Origin of the sequence: Paraburkholderia flava (assembly GCF_004359985.1) — a bacterium.
GTDB lineage: Bacteria > Pseudomonadota > Gammaproteobacteria > Burkholderiales > Burkholderiaceae > Paraburkholderia > Paraburkholderia flava.
Genome location: NZ_SMRO01000002.1, coordinates 1448110 through 1466684, shown reverse-complemented (window position 1 = coordinate 1466684; position 18575 = coordinate 1448110). Strand labels below are relative to the sequence as shown.

Annotated in this window: 17 protein-coding genes and 2 pseudogenes; 9 read left to right on the top strand and 10 right to left on the bottom strand. The window is 59.6% G+C overall.

What is annotated here, in order from left to right; genetic code table 11:
• Window positions 1–371: 371 nt before the first annotated feature.
• Window positions 372–1931 (top strand): LA2681 family HEPN domain-containing protein, encoded by a 1560-nt coding sequence (locus tag E1748_RS18000; RefSeq protein ID WP_133648522.1) that lies wholly within the window; start codon window positions 372–374, stop codon window positions 1929–1931.
• 52 nt (window positions 1932–1983) lie between these two features.
• Here E1748_RS18000 and E1748_RS17995 read toward each other — a convergent pair.
• A pseudogene (locus E1748_RS17995) lies at window positions 1984–2085 on the bottom strand (JAB domain-containing protein); the annotation flags it as partial.
• Window positions 2086–2174: 89 nt separating this feature from the next.
• Here E1748_RS17995 and E1748_RS17990 point away from each other — a divergent pair.
• The 6 genes from E1748_RS17990 (at window position 2175) to E1748_RS17965 (ending at window position 9422) form a co-directional block, all read left to right on the top strand.
• Entirely contained in the window at window positions 2175–2783 is a 609-nt protein-coding gene (locus E1748_RS17990; protein ID WP_133648520.1) for a nucleotidyltransferase family protein, read from the top strand.
• Window positions 2784–2850: 67 nt separating this feature from the next.
• On the top strand, window positions 2851–4374 hold the full coding sequence (locus E1748_RS17985; protein WP_133648519.1) for an SIR2 family NAD-dependent protein deacylase: 1524 nt from the start codon (window positions 2851–2853) through the stop codon (window positions 4372–4374).
• Window positions 4375–4620: 246 nt separating this feature from the next.
• Complete coding sequence (locus E1748_RS17980) at window positions 4621–5316, top strand: helix-turn-helix domain-containing protein (RefSeq protein ID WP_133648518.1); 696 nt, start codon at window positions 4621–4623, stop codon at window positions 5314–5316.
• 181 nt (window positions 5317–5497) lie between these two features.
• Window positions 5498–8140 carry an AAA family ATPase gene (locus E1748_RS17975; RefSeq protein ID WP_133648517.1) on the top strand — a complete coding sequence of 881 codons (2643 nt, stop codon included), beginning with the start codon at window positions 5498–5500 and terminating at the stop codon, window positions 8138–8140.
• A gap of 61 nt (window positions 8141–8201) precedes the next feature.
• Window positions 8202–8876 (top strand): hypothetical protein, encoded by a 675-nt coding sequence (locus E1748_RS17970; RefSeq protein WP_133648516.1) that lies wholly within the window; start codon window positions 8202–8204, stop codon window positions 8874–8876.
• A gap of 168 nt (window positions 8877–9044) precedes the next feature.
• On the top strand, window positions 9045–9422 hold the full coding sequence (locus tag E1748_RS17965; RefSeq protein WP_133649421.1) for a helix-turn-helix transcriptional regulator: 378 nt from the start codon (window positions 9045–9047) through the stop codon (window positions 9420–9422).
• A 15-nt stretch (window positions 9423–9437) separates the two neighbouring features.
• Here the strand turns inward: E1748_RS17965 and E1748_RS32025 are convergent.
• The 7 genes and pseudogenes from E1748_RS32025 to guaB all read right to left on the bottom strand — a co-directional run.
• Window positions 9438–9627 (bottom strand): annotated as a pseudogene (locus tag E1748_RS32025) (DNA-binding protein); the annotation flags it as partial.
• A gap of 5 nt (window positions 9628–9632) precedes the next feature.
• Complete coding sequence (locus E1748_RS17955) at window positions 9633–10049, bottom strand: helix-turn-helix domain-containing protein (protein ID WP_133648515.1); 417 nt, start codon at window positions 10047–10049, stop codon at window positions 9633–9635.
• Window position 10050: 1 nt separating this feature from the next.
• Window positions 10051–10362: a type II toxin-antitoxin system HigB family toxin gene (locus E1748_RS17950; protein WP_133648514.1), complete on the bottom strand. Its 312-nt coding sequence runs from the start codon at window positions 10360–10362 to the stop codon at window positions 10051–10053.
• A 79-nt stretch (window positions 10363–10441) separates the two neighbouring features.
• Window positions 10442–11698, bottom strand: coding sequence for a tyrosine-type recombinase/integrase (locus E1748_RS17945; protein ID WP_133648513.1), 1257 nt, complete (start codon window positions 11696–11698; stop codon window positions 10442–10444).
• Window positions 11699–12009: 311 nt separating this feature from the next.
• The gene (gene guaA, locus E1748_RS17940) at window positions 12010–13593 is read right to left on the bottom strand and encodes a glutamine-hydrolyzing GMP synthase (RefSeq protein ID WP_133648512.1); all 1584 of its coding nucleotides are present in this window, start codon (window positions 13591–13593) and stop codon (window positions 12010–12012) included.
• A gap of 161 nt (window positions 13594–13754) precedes the next feature.
• A complete protein-coding gene (locus E1748_RS17935; RefSeq protein WP_133648511.1) occupies window positions 13755–14426 on the bottom strand; it encodes a hypothetical protein in 672 nt (223 codons plus the stop codon).
• Between the two features lie 6 nt (window positions 14427–14432).
• A complete protein-coding gene (gene guaB, locus E1748_RS17930; RefSeq protein WP_133648510.1) occupies window positions 14433–15893 on the bottom strand; it encodes an IMP dehydrogenase in 1461 nt (486 codons plus the stop codon).
• A 317-nt stretch (window positions 15894–16210) separates the two neighbouring features.
• Here guaB and E1748_RS17925 point away from each other — a divergent pair, with 317 nt between their 5' ends.
• A complete protein-coding gene (locus E1748_RS17925) occupies window positions 16211–17212 on the top strand; it encodes a DMT family transporter (RefSeq protein WP_133648509.1) in 1002 nt (333 codons plus the stop codon).
• Between the two features lie 6 nt (window positions 17213–17218).
• On the opposite strand, the gene E1748_RS17920 is transcribed toward E1748_RS17925, so the two are convergent.
• Window positions 17219–17551 carry an RnfH family protein gene (locus E1748_RS17920; protein ID WP_133648508.1) on the bottom strand — a complete coding sequence of 111 codons (333 nt, stop codon included), beginning with the start codon at window positions 17549–17551 and terminating at the stop codon, window positions 17219–17221.
• Entirely contained in the window at window positions 17548–17985 is a 438-nt protein-coding gene (locus E1748_RS17915; RefSeq protein ID WP_133648507.1) for a type II toxin-antitoxin system RatA family toxin, read from the bottom strand. The genes E1748_RS17920 and E1748_RS17915 overlap by 4 nt, the downstream gene beginning before the upstream one ends.
• 101 nt (window positions 17986–18086) lie before the next feature.
• Here E1748_RS17915 and smpB point away from each other — a divergent pair, with 101 nt between their 5' ends.
• Window positions 18087–18533, top strand: a complete 447-nt coding sequence (smpB, locus tag E1748_RS17910) for an SsrA-binding protein SmpB (RefSeq protein WP_133648506.1) — start codon at window positions 18087–18089, stop codon at window positions 18531–18533.
• Window positions 18534–18575 lie beyond the last annotated feature (42 nt).

The window sequence follows — 18575 nt, the reverse complement described above, 5'->3', positions numbered from 1 at the left end:
GCGCCGGGTTGGTGCGGCCCGCAGGCGCAGCCGAGGACACGGCCCGGTGCGCCTTGACGGCACACGGCGGCGGGCTACAGTCGCGGACAAGGGGATGAAGTCAGGAGAGACGGCTGGACAGGCAACCGGCCGCAAGGGGCGCCGATCCCACGCAAGCACAAGCGCGCAGGCCCGGATCAAGGAGCCGGGCCGAAGGCGTCAGCGATGGAAGCCCGGAGGGGGCGAGACTCGCACCGCGAGGCTCGATGCGCAGCACGAGAGCGCGGCCCGGCCATGTTCCTTGGCCGGGGGCGCCCCTTGGTTCAATATGTGGCGTGATGCGCCCAAAATATTCAGCGAAAAAGCGACCAGATAAGGCAAGGAGCCCAGCTATGTCGGCAATAAAAGATCGGTTCCACGAACTATCGAATCATCTGAAGACCTTGCTGAATACCGATCCTGCCGAGGCGATAAGACAAGCCCGAGAGATCAATCTAGACCTACCTGAACTAGATCGCTTTAATCTGATGGGCCTGAAAGCAGGTGCCTTGGTGGATGGCGGTGCCTTGACTCAACAGCAGGATGCAATCGAAGAAGGACTTGCATTATTTCGCACCCTGCATGATCGCCATCCAGCTCCTCACATTGTCTACAACCTGGCGAACGGCTTGGTCGCTGCGACGGGCATCTCTCCTCGGGCTCCAAGCTGGTTGGATGATCGAGAACGTACTAGAGAGCATCGTGCCGAAGCGCGCCAATGCTTCTGGAAAGTAGCGCAAGACCTAGATGCCGGTTCATCTCTGCGAACCCAAGCATGGACGAACCTCGCCAATCTTTTCAGCAGCAGCTATCGGCTTGGCGAAGCTCATGATGCATGGCTTGCCGCACTAGCGCTTGATCCGGAGAACGGCGTTGCTGCAAGTTCCGCAGCCCGTAATTTGCTATGGCTTTATGAGCGCGGCGGCGGCTCAGACCTTACACGCATCGAAGCGGGCATGCTGGCAAAAATAGCGCATCGGAATCAGGATCGAGTTATCGAATATGCCGGTGCGCAGGCCGCGGAAAAGATCGCCGCGTTCGCCCGTGAGTTTGAAGATCCGCCACCGCGATCGCCACACACAGATCCATTCATTGAGTGGGTCGAGCGCGAACGCCTGACGCTTGCACCAGCCGTCGAACTCATCGACCCCACACTGGGTAAGCTGGACTGGCTCGTGCTTCCCGGGATTTTGGAGCGTGAACCGGGTGTGATCGCGATGCCACCACCCGTATTCGCCATGTTCAATGTTCTCAAGAGCGACTTCATCCTCGCGCGTGATCTTGCGTGGCGAGCCCTCGATGAGAACGTCTGGCCAGCGACGGGGCGATTTGGAGACACCCTTGATTACGCCACCTACGGACCGGATGCATCTGCACTTATTTTGGCGCACCGTACAGCTCTTGATCTGCTCGACAAGATCGCTGTAACGGCAAACCACTATTTTGAGTTCGGACAACTGCCAAATAAGGTCTACTTCGGCAAGCTATGGCGCGGGGAACCCGACAAGGTGACTGGCGTTCGCTCACTTACCGACAAGGTTGAAAAAACGATCAGCGGGGGTGTCAGCGCGCTTTATGGTCTCGTGGAACTTGCCGAGGACTATGACAGCAACGCGGGAATTCTGCGTCCTCAAAAGGATCTTCGCAATGCTGGCACCCACCGATTCGTGGTGCTGCATGACTTTGGCGACCCCGCAGGCAGCAGACAGGCGCCCGAAATCGAACATCACCAACGGGAACCGTTTACGCAGGAGGTATTGCGCGCTTTACGTGTTGCGAGGTCGGCGATCCAAATGCTTGCCCTTTCGATTTCGCAGCACGAACAAGGTTTGGCACGACGTGCAACTGGCATTGTTGGATCACTGGTCGTCCCCGATCACGACTGGATTCGTGGACGCGATGGCGAATTTTAAATGCCCCGCGCGTGCCGAATAGAGGGCAAAAAAAGGGACGACGCCCCTCGCGTTATAACAGTCCGCGCTCGGCAAACGACACCGTGTCGATTCCGGCGACGACGACGTGATCCAGCGTGCGCACCTCGATCAGCGCCAACGCCTCTTTGAGCCGAAGCTTGATCTCGGCACGAGGCGCGACACGCAAGCCCGACGGCGGCACGCCGGAATGCAAGAACCAATTACATACAGCGGGAGCAACACATGGAAATACGCAGCAAGACTATCGGTGGGCTGGAGGCTGTGCAGGTGCGCGATGCGCTCCGTGCCTTCCTGGCCATCGAGACGCCGATGTCGTTCGAGGACGGTGAGTTCAAGATCGAGCGCAAGACGCTCACGGCCGAATATCTCGCTAGCGAGCTGCACATGACCGAGCCCGAGGGTGCAAAGCTACTCGCCACGCTGATCGCCGACGGCTACATCGACAAGAGCAAGCTGACACCGACGCCCCTTGGCATGGCCTTGGCCCACGGCGAGTATCGCGACCGGTTGGCACGCAGCGACGCCGATCGAATCCTCGCTGAATTTCTTGAGGCTGTGAAAAACGTCAATGCAAAACCTGAGGCACGCGTATTTATCGAGCGCGTGTACATATTCGGCAGCTACTTTGCCGGCGCCGAGACCGTCGGTGACATCGACCTGTTGATCGAAATGCCGTTGCCTGACGACTGTGAACCGGAAGACATGGACGAGCAAGACACCGTAATGGATGAAATCAAGGTTTCGGACTATCTCAGCTTTCACGACGAGTTCGATCAGATCGCGGCTGAAGCCGAGAAGCGTCTTGTCTATGACCGAACCCATCCAACCTGACCGAACGCCCCTACCCAGCGTGCATGCGAGTCACGTCCTATCTATATAAATCCCAGCATGGAGCAAGGTGAATACGTTGACCGACAACCGATCCGATAGTGATCCATACGCCATCGTAGGAGAAATGGCGGACCTCCTTGCCAAACACAAGCTCGTACCGTTTTTCGGCGCCGGCATCTCGCGCCAGCATCTTGGACTTGCGGCGGCTGAACTCGCTCATGAAATGGCCGAAGCGATCGGCTACCCGCCCGAGACGCCGTTGGCCGACGTCGCGGATGCCTATGCGAACGCGCGTGGTCAGGCTACGTTTGTGGACTTTTTGAGCCGTAAGCTCGTCGTGACGGAATTGGACGAACGCAAGGCTCCATCGCATCGGCTGCTGGTGAGCCTGATGCAGAACCTGCTCTATACGACTAATCAGGACAACCTCTTTGAACTGGTTGCCCGTCAGTACGGCCGAATTTATCGACGTGTCGTCACCGTTGAAGACCTGAGCGAGTCAGTCCCTGGCGAGCCACTGCTGATCAAGTTCCACGGCGATACATCTGTCCCAGAATCGTTGGTGTTCGGCGCAAAGTCCTACCAAGATCGCATGACCACTCAGGACCATCCGCTGGACATCAGGCTCAAATCCGATCTTCTCGGCAAGCGGCTGATGTTTCTCGGTTACAGCCTGCGTGACGAGAACGTCGCCAAGATTTTCGCCACGGTAAAGCGCGTGTTCAACGGAACGCTTCCCTATTCTTACCTCGTGACCTTTGACGATGATCCTGCATTGATCGACGCGGCCAGCGAATACCAAGTCAAGGTCGTTATTCCGCCACGCCTTTTCCCGGAGCTGGGAAATAATGCTGAAGCGTTCGAGCATTTTCTTCAATTGCTGTGCGATGAAACTCGAAAACGCCAAGCCGAACGGGGGACGACTGACATCTTCTCTATGGGCGATATCAATCCTCATATCGTCACGGATTATGAGGTTCGATCCACCGCGCATACCATTCGACAGGGGACCTTTGAAACGGCGCTCGACGCCTTCCGCATGACGTTCGATATGGCTCATGTGCCTGAGTATCTACTGCAGGACGTCACGGACCTTTTTGTGGAACTTGTGGACCGCGCGGACCCGACAGACTCCGGGCAACTGGATGCGCTTTCTGGGGCATTATCCAACTTTCGCCTGCCTCCCGTATCGGCGTTGACTGCCACTGCGGCCGTCATGGCTGCATGTAACAGACGGCCGGCAATACAGGGCTACGACAGCTATGGCTCGCTGGTCTGTCCCGCACTACCGGACGGCACCATGCCAGTTGCTGCCGCGGCGGCAGTTGCGATGCTGGAAGAGCGGAACGAAGCCGTTACGGACAGTTTCCGACGACTGGCAAGCTGGTGGTTCCGCGGATATGACAACGTCCATGAAAACGTCAAGGAGCAGGTCGTCGCAATGATCAAGGTCGCGTGGCCGGGTCAGCTTGCAAGCCAGTCGCCACTCCATCGCCCATTTCCGTCGTTTGGCGCTGGAAAGAGCTTTCATGAAATCTTGAAGGATATGCAGGAAAAGCTGCCCAAGCGGCCGGACCTTCCGAAAGAATAGATTTGGTGCGTGTGGAGTGCCCGTAAGAGCACCGATCGCCTTAGGTATAGCTGTATCGAAGCATGGGACGCATCCCGCCTGCCCACGGGGAAACGTCGAGATGCAAGAACCCGTCTCGTCGGCAACCTCATGGTCGAACGCTGTGGTGGCTCATTGTCGTGCGGCTGTCGGGTTACTGTCGTGTTGCCCTTGCGCCCCGCTTTCCATACTTCGCTACATCGATACGAAAACGATGGAGCCACAAAAGTGAACGCTGCTGAAAACACCCAACAAACCCGCCTGTTGACGCCCGCCGAATTGGCCGCATGCATCAAGCTGTTCCGCGAAGTGCGGCAATGGTCGCAGGAGCAGTTAGCGGCGATTTCTGGCCTCAACGTTCGAACTATTCAGCGTGTCGAGCAAGGTTTGTCCGCCAGCCTTGATACGCGCCGCGCCCTTGCCAGCGCGTTCGAGTTCGAGGACATCGACGCGTTCAGCAAGCCGTTCACCATTCCGTCCGAAGAAGAATTCAAGGCGGCGAAGGAAAAGTTCGATCGGGAGCACGTCACCTTGACGGCGATTCCGCTAACCACGGGCAGGCAACTGGCGAAACTGGCAGAGACCTGCACGATGGATATGTCGGAGCCAGCCTTCGAACTGTCCCGAGAAGTCGAAGAGACCTTCGCCGCGCTGGTGGATTATTTTCGGGACTACCGGGATTGCGCCGATGCCTATTCGGAAACGCAGAAGTTTGAGGTGTACGACGAGATGCAGTCCCACATCGACGCACTCAATGGGCTTGGTGTCTCGCTACGCTACGCCGAGCGCAAGATACAGGTGAAATGGGGATCGGACCCAGATAACAAGCCGATGCCGGTCAACATGCTGTACGTGGTTGGCTTTCCGCTCGGCAAGGAACCCGAGCGATTCGCGACGCCGAAATCTGGCGGCATCCGGCTGTAGGATGACGCTTGTCCGTACTACGTTTAGGCTGCATCGACGAGTTTTGGTGCGCCTTCCCGTCGGCTAACCAAGGGCCGGAGGCGTTAGAGATTCAGCCTAATGGCCGCGACTCGGCGGGGGCGCCGGGGCAGCATAATGCTGCTGCATACAGCAAAACAGATAATAAGGATGGGAGGGGGCTATGTCGATACTCCAAGAATTACTGGCCTGGACGCAGGGATTACCCGCATGGCAAAGCGATGCCGTTGCGCGTCTGCTGGCCAAGCAAACGCTAACGGCGGACGACCAGGATGATCTATTTGCGCTGCTCAAATTGGCGCATGGCATCTCTGACCCGAAGAACCGTAAACCCAAGCCGCTGACCGCCGACCAAATCCCGGCGTCCGTGAACGTGACGACGCACGTCGAACTTCGCGCCATGAAGAACCTACGTCACGTCAACGCGATTGCCGAGAATCAACATTTACCGTTTAGCGCCGCGGGGATGACCGTTATTTATGGCGACAATGGCTCCGGCAAATCGGGATACTCACGTGTGCTCAAGCGTGCCTGTCGTGCCCGCGATCAGACGGAAGCGATCTATCCGAATGCCAACCTGCCCGCAGGAAAGGCAGGAACTCCCGAAGCAACCTTCGAGATTGCCGTAGATGGTGCTGCAAAGGATGCACACTGGATACAAGGCAAGACAGCACCTCCCGAATTATCGTCGTTCTCCATCTTTGACTCGCGCTGCGCGCGCGCTTATCTCGACAGCGAAGACGATTTTTCCTATGTGCCCTATGGGCTCGATGTGTTTGAGGCCCTAGCGAAGGTCTGCAAACAGTTGAAGACCTCGATTGAAACGGAGCATGCGCAGTCCGCTCCTGACCTTACGGCGTTTGTACCGTTGCAAGGCGATACTCCTGTCGGCAAGCTGATGGCATCGCTGTCTGCCAAGTCGACCAAAGCCCAGATTGACGCACTGGCCATCCTGACGGAAGACGAACTGACTCAACACGTAGCGCTAGACAAGAGCCTGAAAGAGAACAATCCAAGGGAGAAAGCGGCTCAATTGCGCTTACGCGCCCGCCGGGTCGCGGCCATCGCCACGAACGCTACCAATAAAGCTGCATTGGTGGATCAGGCGGTGGTAACCAAACTGAACGGCCTGGCTGATAGTTACCGCACTGCGCAGGCGGCGGCAGCTCTCGCCGCCAAGCAGTTCAAGGAAGGAGAAAACCTGCTGCCCGGCACCGGCGGCGAAGCATGGCGCGAGTTGTTCGATGCCGCTCGCAAGTTCGCAGTCGAATCCCATCCAGACAAGGCATTCCCTGATCTGGGTGCAGAAGCACCCTGTCCACTATGCCAGCAACCGCTTGCCGAAGGTGCCGCGCGCTTATTGCGCTTTGAGACCTTCATCCAGCAAGAAGCGGAGAAAACCTCCCAGGCACGTCGCTCCGCCTTGTATGCCGAATACAAACCATTCATCGCGCATGTTCTGACGTTAAATCTCGACGACGTGACCTATGGCGAGATCGAAGCCATCGACACTCAACTTGCCGTTGATACCAAGGCATTCGAGCCACTGCTAACCGCTCGCCAGGAAGCCATCAAGGCCGCGGTGCTCTCGCACGAGTGGGACGGTCTCGACGAAGTTTTGCTCAGTCCTGCGGCGCGGCTTCAGGCGTTGGCCGACAAGCTGAATGCGGAAGCCGAAACATTGGAGAAAGCATCAGATGAGAAGGCGCGCGCCGCACTACAGAAGCAGTTCAGCGAACTTGATGCGAGGGTGCGGTTGAACCAGGTTAAGGATGCCGTGGCCACTGCCGTAGCCAAACTCAGCCATCAGGCGAAGCTCGCGCAGTGCCTCTCAGCCGTGAAAACCAATGCCATCTCGCTGAAGGCATCAGAGTTGGCTGAAAAAATCGTATCCAAGGAATTGGCCGAAGCCCTGAATCGCGAATTCAAAGCGTTGGGCGTCGGCACGTTGAGCGTTTCGCTTCAGAGCCGTGCCGACAAAGGTAAGGCATTGCACAAACTTAAACTGGAACTGCCGCAAAGCCGTAGCCCCAGTGACATCCTGAGCGAAGGCGAGCAGCGTGCCGTCGCCATCGGTTCTTTCCTCGCTGAAGTCGGGTTGAGCGGTGGAAAGGGTGGTGTTGTGTTTGATGACCCGGTGTCTTCACTTGATCACCGCAGGCGCGAGCGCGTTGCGAAGCGCCTAGCCATCGAAGCTGGACAGCGCCAAGTCATTGTGTTTACCCATGACATCTATTTCCTCTGCCTCCTGGCAGAGGAAGCAAAGTTGTCCTGCGTGCCAATTGCTACGCAGAGCCTGATTCGGCGTGCCGAGGGATTCGGGATTGCCGATCCAGAGTTGCCGTTCGAGGGTAAGAGTGCAAGCAAGCGGATCGGGGCGCTAAAAGCCCAACAGCAATCCATCGCAAAACTGCACAAGGATGGCGAAGAAGAAGAGCATCGTAAGCAAACTGTCGATGCTTATTTCCGGTTGCGCATGGCATGGGAACGCGCCGTCGAGGAAGTTCTGCTTCGCGAGGTCATTCTCCGTTTCCGTAAAGGCGTGGAAACACAACGGCTTGCTGGAGTCGTGGTCGATGACGATGACTATGCTCAGGTAAATGCCGGCATGACAAAGTGCTCAAACTACGCGCACGACAAAGCGCTTCTGGGCGGTGTTGCTATCCCTGATCCAGATGAATTGCTTGCCGATATCACAGCGCTAGAAACGTGGCGAGCACACATTCAAAAACGCGGCGAGGAAACGACGAAAAAACGTAAGGCACCGCCGATTGCCGTTGCGCCTGCGTCAATGACTCCGTCTTGAGACATCTGGCCTGACGGTGGCAGGACACGTTGAAGACATGGGCAACAGAATGGGAGCACTCATGGATACAGCAGATCATCTGGACATCGCCTCGTTCGACCTTGCTCGTAACGAGGCTCCCTTCCTCATGCCTTGGCCTCAACCGGGTAACCCGGGCGCCGTCCTAGCTTTTCACCACTTCCTCGAATGGCAAGCATTCATCGCGGCACGTGGACTGCATCCTGCGATACCGCACATCGTCGGCGGCAAGTTCCGTCGTGCTCAGCGACTCTATCTGTTGGCCTGGCTGGACGGAGATCTGGTCAAAGCTGGGGAACTGGTCGCCCTGACCGCACTCGAACTGGCGTTGAAGGACCGATACGGCGCCTTCTTCCGTCAACGACACGTGCAGTTGGGCAATAAGCGCAAGCGCGAGCAAGCACCATCGCTGCACGAACTGCTCGATCATCTGGTGGACGGCGATGAGCTGACAGATGCACAGCTTCCCTTCGTACAGCGCTATGGCGGTTCCGTCCTTCCAGTCCTGCGCAAGCGCCGCACGGATGGACATGACTTGAGCAATGCCGAGGCCTCCAGGCCAACGCTGGCCGAGATTCGCAACTCGCTTGCCCACGGCGATCCGTTCGATGGATTGCCGTGGAGTGGTCTGCTCGAACTGGTGCGCGATTTGATCGAATACGCCTACCGATCCTATTTGCAAGAAGGCCAAAGCGATGGCAGCAGCGTGCATACCTGACAGACTAGTGCGAACGAAATCAAACCCGAGGACTAAGCGGATTACCACGCGCGAATAGTGTTGTCCGATCAGACGCGCCCGTCTACGCTGTAGTGAGTTGTTCGGATAGGTATCGGCAGTCACCATGTCTCCATGAAGCAGGGCCTGTTCATGGAGACAAAGATGGAGATGCCGTCACAGCAGTCTGGCTCGAATGGCGAGAAAGGCAGTCGGCCGTCACCGAGCCCCCTCCCGTTGCCTGGCACCGCAGCCTATGAGGCCCTGCCTCAGTTTCCGAAGCATAGTCCTTTACCTTTCCGGCGAACCATTCGTCGCCACGAGTTGCGCCTGATCGTCCCGCTGGCAGAAACAACGATTTACGAAATGGAGCGCTGCGGCGAGTTCCCGCGTCGCTTCAACCTGACGCCGCGCTGCGTCGCATGGGACTTGGCTGAAGTGGAAGCGTGGATCGAACAGCGTAAGCAAGCCCCTCGTGGCAACGTCACAAAGCCGGATGTCCATCTACGAAAAACCCGCCCTGTCCGAGCGGGTTCGAGTGAAAAATGAAGCTAGTAACGCCCCTCATCCAACCAAGGCTTGCAGTTCCTTAGACGCCGAGCGCGGCAGCCGCTGGCCTTCCTTGACCACGTTGACCTGCAGGGCTACCCGCGCCACGTCCAGCATGTCCTTAGCCTGCGAATAGCATCCCCCGACCTGCAACGTCCGCCAAGTTCCAGATCGACGCGCTGCCCTGATGTGCCGTCGCAGGGAATCAACTCAACCGAAGAAAACAGCCGGGCTGACTGAGAAACGCTTGCTCAATGCCGCGATATGGTCGCGGGTCAGGTTGCGCCCCCGACCGTTGAGAATCTTCGACACCAGCGACTTGCTACCGATCTCCGGTAGGTCGGCCACGCCCAGCCCATGCTGCTCCATCAGCAAGCGGAGCACGTCGACGCCACCCAGCTTCGCTACGCGCGCGTTGAACTCAGCAAACTCGTCGGAGTCGTTTTCCCAGCTCTCGATGGAACGGGCCAGAATCTCGATCAGTGGACGGTTGGCCTCGTAGTCCTCGACCAGCTCGTCCATCAACGCCAGCGCTTGGGCGTAATCGTCCTCATCAGCGATGTGGCCAATGAAACCTGCCTCGTCGAACAAGGCATGGGCTCGCTCCTTGATGGCGGCAAATCCCATCTCAGTCAACCTCCTTCCGGTAGCGTTTGCAAAGCTTGTCGTACTCGGCATGCGTTGCGATGTGCTTGACGTACATGCGGTTGTCTCGGAATTCGATGAAGGCAATCAGTCGAAGATTGTTGCCACCGATGTCCAACACCCACCACTTGTCTTTGTACTTGAAGTTGTCCAGCGACGGAAAAACCTGTCGCAGTGCCTGCGGCGTATCGAAATCGCCGGATCGCAGCACCCGATACGTGCGGTCGATCGCTTCGGCGTCGTTCGGATAAGCCTTTGCTGCGTCGCTAAACGGCTTTCTGGATATGACGTGCATATCTTCCATGCTCACGGATAAAAGGATAGGCTAAAGTTGACTTTTTGTCAACTTTAGCTATAGAGGCAAGTCAGCCTGCTCAAACCATCGCGCTCAACGCCGGCACGACCACGTTCTCCGGCATCAGCTTCGGCGCGTAGGCCTGCCCGTCGCCCCAGGCATCGACCAGATTGGCCCACTCTTGCAGCATGTGGCGCCGTTGCTCCGCGTATTCGGCCTTGTTGTAGACCGACCGCGAGGACCGCCCGTCTTCGTGCGCCAGGCACTTCTCGATCCAGTCGCGATTGAAGCCGATTTCGTTCAACAGCGTCGAGCCGGTACGACGCAGATCATGGACGGTGAAGGGTTGTAGCGGCAGCCCTTTGGCTTTTGCACCCTCTGCCACGAGCTGCGTGACCCGATTCAAGGTCGCATTGGACATGCACCGCTCTGCATCGTAACGGGAAGGAAAAACGAATCGTGAGCCAGCCGCACAGGCATGTAGCGTGACGAAGATGTCGAGCGCCTGACGCGACAGATAGACCACATGCGGATTGCGCCCCTTCATCCGCTGCTTCGGAATCGTCCAGGTCGCCCTCTCGAAATTGACCTCATCCCAGGTGGCCAGGATCAGTTCGCTCTTGCGCACCAGCGTCAGCAGAATCAGGCGCAGCGCCAGCTTGATGGTCGGATAGGTTGCCACCGATTCCATCTGTTGCACCATCAACCGGATTTCCAGCGGCGACAACGCGCGATCCTTCGGAACGAAGGTGGCGATCGAGGCCGCTCCCACGCTGTTGGCGGGGTTATCCACCTTTTCACCGTGGGCGATGGCGTAGACATAGACCTGCTTCACGATGTCCCGAATCTGCACCGCTGTGGCGGGCGCCCCGCGTTCCTTGACCTTATTGCACAAGGCCCGCAGGTCTTCAGGCTGGATTTCGGTCAGCAGGCGATTCTGGAGTACCGGCAGGATGTCCCGATCGATGATGTGCTTGCGCATGGCGCGGGTGCTGTCGGCCAACCTTGCATTGGCCAGCCATGTCTCCATCGCAGTGCCGAAGGTCTCGATGGCGACCACCCGGCGTTTCTCGCGTTGCTTTTCGAGCGCGGGCGAGATGCCCTTGAGAACGGTTTTGCGCGCGTCGAGGAGCAGTTCGCGCGCCATCGCCAGTGAAATGCCGCCAGGGCCATAGCGCCCGAGGGTCAGCGTTTCCCGGCGGCCGTTGAAGCGGTAATCGTAGCGGAAGGTGACAGTACCGCTGGGCGATACCGTCACGTACATCCCGTCCCGGTCAGAAGCCTTATAAATCTTGGACTTAGGCTTTAGGTTACGTAGTGCAGCGTCAGTAAGCATCGAGGTTTCCTCCGGCATTTTGACGGCTATACCGTCAGGTTTTACCGTCAGGGACCAGGAGACCTGTTGATGCCCGGAAAGCCGCATGAAACAAGCTTTCCAGAGAAGCCTTTTACCGTCAAAGACGGTAAAAGTCTGAATAGTGAACGAGAATGTCTTAATCCGGCCTCGATTTTTACCGTCAGATCTACCGCCAACTTGTTTTGCTGGTCGGCGATAGCCACCGATAGGTGACGCAACATATTTTATTTAAAATCAACATGTTACGACATTTTTTCGATAGCTGGCGATAGTCCTCGAAGGACGTCAATTCACTCCCACTCAATCGTAGCCGGCGGCTTCCCCGAAATGTCGTAAACCACGCGATTAATCCCCCGCACCTCATTAATAATCCGGTTCGACACCCGCCCCAGCAGTTCATGCGGCAGATGCGCCCAGTGCGCGGTCATGAAATCCTGTGTCTGCACCGCACGCAGCGCAACGACGTACTCATAAGTCCGCCCATCCCCCATCACCCCAACGCTCTTCACCGGCAGAAACACCGCAAACGCCTGGCTCGTCAAATCGTACCAGGACTTGCCGGTCGCTTCGTCGATCGTCGTGCGCAGCGTGTCGATGAAAATCGCGTCCGCGCGGCGCAGCAGGTCCGCAAAATCGCGCTTCACTTCGCCGAGAATCCGCACGCCGAGGCCCGGGCCGGGGAACGGATGGCGATACACCATCGCGGGCGGCAGGCCGAGCTTCACGCCCAGCTCGCGCACTTCGTCCTTGAACAGTTCGCGCAGCGGTTCGAGTAGCTTCAGGTTCAGCGTCTCGGGCAGGCCGCCGACGTTGTGATGGCTCTTGATCGTCTGCGCGGCCTTCTTGCCCTTGCCCGCCGATTCGATCACGTCCGGATAGATCGTGCCCTGCGCAAGCCACTTCGCGTCGCTCAGCTTGCCGGCTTCCGTCTGGAACACTTCGACGAATTCCGCGCCGATGATCTTGCGCTTCGCTTCCGGATCGGTCACACCGGCGAGCTTCGACATGAACGCTTCGCTCGCGTCGACGTGGATCACCTTCACGCCGAGGTTGTCCGCGAACATCGACATCACCTGCTCTGCCTCGTTCAGGCGCAGCAGACCGTGATCGACAAACACGCAAGTCAGCTGATTACCGATCGCGCGATGCAGCAGCGCTGCCGCCACCGAAGAATCCACGCCGCCCGACAGCCCCAGAATGACGTGCTCGTCGCCGACCTGTTCGCGAATCTTCTCGACCGCCTCGTCGATGTAATGCCCCATCTCCCAGTCGGGCTGTGCGCCGCAGATCTTCAACACGAAGCGCTCGAGCATCGCGCGGCCCTGCACGGTGTGCGTCACTTCCGGATGCCATTGCAGCCCGTAGAAGTGGCGCGCTTCGTCAGCCATCGCGGCGATCGGACACGATTCGGTCGATGCCATCAGCTGGAAGCCCTGCGGCATTTCGAGCACCTTGTCGCCGTGGCTCATCCACACCTTCAACATGCCGTGGCCTTCGCCGGTACGGAAATCTTCGATGCCGTCGAGGAAGCTCGTGTGATTGCGCGCACGCACTTCGGCGTAGCCGAATTCGCGCAGATGGCCGTTTTCGACCTTGCCGCCGAGCTGTTCGGCCATCGTCTGCATGCCGTAGCAGATGCCGAGCACCGGCACGCCGAGTTCGAACACGGCCTGCGGCGCGCGCGGCGTGTCTGTTTCGGTGACCGAGCTCGGGCCGCCCGACAGGATCACGCCCGTCGGCGCAAATTCGCGGATAAACGCGTCGTCGACGTCGTACGGATGGATTTCCGAGTACACGTGCGCTTCGCGGATGCGGCGCGCGATCAGTTGGGTGACTTGCGAGCCGAAGTCGAGGATCAGGATCTTGTCATGCATGGCAGCGGACGGAGTCAGAGTAAGCAAAGAGGGAATGCCGCGCGATGCGCGGCATTGAATCGGATGTCGGATGTGTCACGACGCGCGTTGCACTAGCGACGCGAGCGGCGCGTGCGGACGAAAACCGGGTGCTTCGGCGGGCGCGATTGGAGCGGCGCGCGTCAGCCATGAAACGGAGGCCGCGGCGAACCGGCCGCCTCGGCTGTCGCGTCGCGGGTAGCGGTGCCACCCGTTGCGCTTGTGTCACTGGTCGTCGAACCGAGGCTTGGCTCGACGGGCTGCGGACTCAGTGGACTCACCGGACGCGGCGACGAAGCCGTCACCGGCACGTCGACCACCGGCTCCGCGCGATAACCCGAGCGCTCGTTGACACTGCGTGTCTTCGCGGCCTGCCGTTCGCGTTCCGCGACCGCTGCGTCGGCGAGACGCGTACGCTCACGCCGCCGCACCGCACCCGCGAGGCGCACGCCACCGAGCCCGATCACGAGCAGCACCGCGCCGGCCACTACCGCCACCAGTTGACCAAAGCCCGTCAGCGACGGCGTATGCAGACCGAGCAGCCACACCAGCATCAACACACCGGTCAGCCAGTTCACATGACCCACGACCTTCGCGGCCGTCGCGGTCAGCGCACCGTCGATCGACGCGTGCAACGCCAGCCACGCGAGTCCGATCAGCGCAACGCCGAACGCCTGACCGACGAGTTCCGGCTGTACCTGCACCAGTTGCAGCGCGTGGTACAGCGAGGCCCAAGGCGTCAGCAGGAACAGCAGCCCGAAGCCGAGCAGCAGCAACGCATCGATGATCAGCACTACGCGCAGCAGAGGTTTCATCGGCGATCAGTCCACGTGATAGTTGGGTGCTTCCTTCGTGATCTGCACGTCGTGCACGTGCGATTCGCGCATGCCCGCTGCAGTGATCTGGACGAACGCGGCCTTCTCGTGCAGTTCGTCGATCGTGCGGCAACCGCAGTAGCCCATGCTCGCGCGCACGCCGCCGATCAGCTGGAACAGGATCGCGCCGACCGAACCCTTGTACGCGACGCGGCCTTCGATGCCTTCCGGCACGAGCTTGTCGATGTTCGCGGAGTTGTCCTGGAAGTAGCGGTCCGCCGCGCCGTCCTTCATCGCGCCGACCGAACCCATGCCGCGATACGACTTGTACTGACGGCCTTGATACAGGAACACGTCGCCCGGCGACTCTTCGGTGCCCGCGAACATGCTGCCCATCATCACGGCGTTCGCGCCGGCGGCCAGCGCCTTGCTGACGTCGCCGGAGAAGCGCACGCCGCCATCGGCGATGACCGGCACGCCCGAACCCTTCAGTGCATCCGACACGTTCGCGATCGCGCTGATCTGCGGCACGCCGACACCGGCGACGATCCGCGTCGTGCAGATCGAGCCCGGGCCGATACCGACCTTCACACCGTCCGCGCCGTATTCGACGAGCGCCTTCGCCGCTTCCGGCGTCGCGATGTTGCCGCCGATCACTTCGACGTGCGGGAAGTTCTTCTTCACCCAGCGGACGCGCTCCAGCACGCCCTTGCTGTGGCCGTGCGCGGTATCGACGACAATCACGTCGACGCCGGCCTGCGCCAGCAGCGACACGCGCTCTTCGTTGTCTTCGCCGACACCGACCGCGGCGCCTGCACGCAGCTTGCCGTGTTCGTCCTTGCACGCGTCCGGGTGTTCGGTCTGCTTCGTGATGTCCTTCACGGTCATCAGGCCGCGCAGTTCGAATGCGTCGTTGATCACCAGCACGCGTTCGAGACGATGGCTATGCATCAGCGCCTTCGCCTCGGCGAGCGGCGTACCTTCCTTCACGGTGACGAGGCGATCGCGCGGCGTCATGATCGTGCGGACCGGTTCGTCGAGGCGGGTTTCGAAACGCAGATCGCGGTTCGTCACGATGCCGATGAGCTGCGCGCCTTCGACCACCGGGAAACCCGAAATGCCATGCTGTTGCGACAGTGCGATCACGTCGCGCACTTTCATCTGCGGCGGTACGGTGATCGGATCGCGCACGACACCCGACTCGAAGCGTTTGACCTTCGCGACTTCGCGAGCCTGTTCGGCCGGCGTGAGATTCTTGTGGATGATGCCGACGCCGCCCATCTGCGCCATCGCGATCGCGAGGCGTGCTTCGGTGACGGTGTCCATCGCGGCGGACACGAGCGGCATGTTCAGGGAGATGTTGCGGGTCAGCCGGGTTTTGAGGCTGGTGTCGCGCGGCAAGACATCGGAGAAGGCCGGGACGAGGAGCACGTCATCGAACGTGAGTGCTTTTTGGATCAGACGCATGGCAAATCCTATAGGCGCAAAACCGAATTATACGCGATACCTCCCCGGTTTTCACTGCACGAACAGCAGCTTAGCGATTTTTTGCGGCGACGCGACAGGCGGATTTCGCTTCTCCGTTCGAGCCCGGTTCGATCGGGTTTCGTTTGCATGCGGCGCGTTCGTGCGCCGAAAATCGTCAGCGTGAACCGGAAAGGGACAGAGCCGCAACGGCCTTTATTCGACTATCGAGCCCCTCACTGTGCAGGATCGAACAAGACCGCCGCATCGGTTCCCGGCTAACCTGCTCGCCATCGACAGGTTTTATTCCGGAGCAGTTCATGCAGCGAGGGGTCGCCTACGGCGTCATGGCCGGCGCGTTATGGGGAATGGTGTTTCTGGTGCCGCGTCTGCTGGCCGATTTTTCGCCGCTGCTGATGTCCGCCGGGCGTTACACGATGTACGGCATCGTCTCGTTGATCGCGGCGCTGCCCGTCGCGCGCTCGCTGCTGCGCCGGCTCACGCGCGAGGACCTCGGTGCACTCGTCCGGCTCGCGCTGGTCGGCAACCTGCTCTACTACGTGCTCGTGACCTTCGCTGTGCATCTGGTCGGTATCGCACCGGCGTCGCTGATTATCGGCGTGCTGCCGGTCACCGTGACGCTGGTCGGTCGCGACGATCATGGCGCGGTGCCGCTGTCGCGGCTCGTGTGGCCTCTTGCTATGGTCGTCGCGGGCATCGTCTGTATCAACGTCGACGTGTTCACGACCGCGCACCAGAGCGACAGTGGCAGCGTGCTCGCGAAACTCGCGGGGGTTGTTTGCGCGGTCGGCGCCCTCATCTGCTGGACGTGGTTCGCGGTCGCGAACGCGCGCTATCTGCGACGGCTCGCGCATTTCGACGGTAACGAATGGTCGGTGCTATGGGGCGTCGTGACGGGCGCGCTCGGGGTCGTGTTGTGGCTCGTGCTGGGACTCGGTGTGGCGCTGCTGCCCGCGGGTACGGTGCAGCCCGACGTCGCGGCCGGCCGCTGGCACGTGTTCTGGCTGATGAACCTGGCGCTGGCAATCGGCGCGTCGTGGGTCGGTAACGGGCTGTGGAACGCGGCGTCAAAGCATTTGCCGCTGACGCTGTCCGGTCAGTTGATCGTGTTCGAAACGCTGTTCGCGCTGCTGTACGCGTTCATCTTCGATCATCGCTGGCCGCGTCCTTTAGAAGCGGCGGCGATCGTGCTGCTGGTGGCGGGTGTCAGCTGGTCGGTGCGCCTGCATGCTAGCGGCGACGGCCCAGGCAAGCCGCCGCGCCGGTCGATCGAAGAGGAAGCACAGGCTCAGGCGCACTAGCCTGCGTCAGCGCGAATCCTTCGGCAGCCATTTGCGCCCTTCGATCGATCCTTCGCGGCGCGTCTTGTCGACCCGCCGTTGACGCGCGGTCTTCGGATCGACGATCAGCGGCCGGTAGATCTCAACGCGATCGCGATCGGCGAGCACGGCATCGAGCGGCTTCAGCTTGCCGAATACACCGACCTTCTGTTTCGTCAGATCGATATTGGGATGGCGCTGCAGCACACCGCTCGCGACGATCGCCTGTTCGAGCGTTGAGCCCGCCGGCAGCGTCATGGTAAGGAGCGTCTGCGCATCGGGCAGCGCGTAGCAGACTTCGATCGACAGCAACGCGCTCATGCCTTGCCGTACCGTTGATCGGCACGTTTCACGAACGATTCGACGAACGTGTTCGCGATGTGGCTGAACACCGGGCCGATGATCTTTTCGAGGAGGATGTTCTTGAACTCGTAGTGCAGCGCGAATTCGATCTTGCACGCGTCGGCACGGAGCGCCGTGAAGCGCCAATAGCCGGTAAACTTGCGGAACGGACCGTCGGCGAATTCCATGTCGATCCGCGTGGGACGCTGCTGCGTGTTGCGCGTCGCGAAGTGCTGGCGAATGCCCTTGAAGTTGATGTCGATCTTCGCCTCCATGCCATTCTCGTCCTGACGGCGAATCTCAACCCCGCCGCACCACGGAAGGAAATTGGGGTAGTCGGCGACGTCGGTGACGAGGTCGAACATCTGTTCCGCCGAATGGCGAATCAACACGGTTTTCTGGACATCTGCCATAAATTGAACAGCACGCTGCGAGGTAGGCTGGCCAAGCGGGCCTGTTACGGACTCCGCTTTGCTAAAATCGTGATTTTAAACGAGTTGGGCACTTTCCATTAATGAGCATCATCGACAACAGAAAGGCGTTCTTCGACTATTTCATCGAGGACCGCTACGAAGCAGGACTCGTGCTCGAAGGTTGGGAGGTCAAAGCCCTGCGCGCGGGCCGTGGCCAGATCAAGGAAGGCTACGTCGTGATCCGCAACGGCGCGCTGTACCTGATCGGCGCGCACATCAGCCCGCTACCCGAGGCATCGACCCACATCCACCCCGATCCGGTCCGCACGCGCAAGCTGCTGCTGCACGGCGAAGAGATCAGCAAACTGATCGGCAAAGTCGAGCAGCGCGGCTACACGCTCGTGCCGCTGAACTTCCACTACAAGGGCGGTCGCGTCAAATGTGAAATCGGGCTCGCGAAGGGCAAGAAGATGCACGACAAGCGTGACACCGAGAAGAAGCGTGACTGGGAACGCGAAAAGGCGCGTCTGATGCGCACGCCAACATGAGCCGGCTGATCCGGCTAACCTGGCGACCGCGACACACTGTCG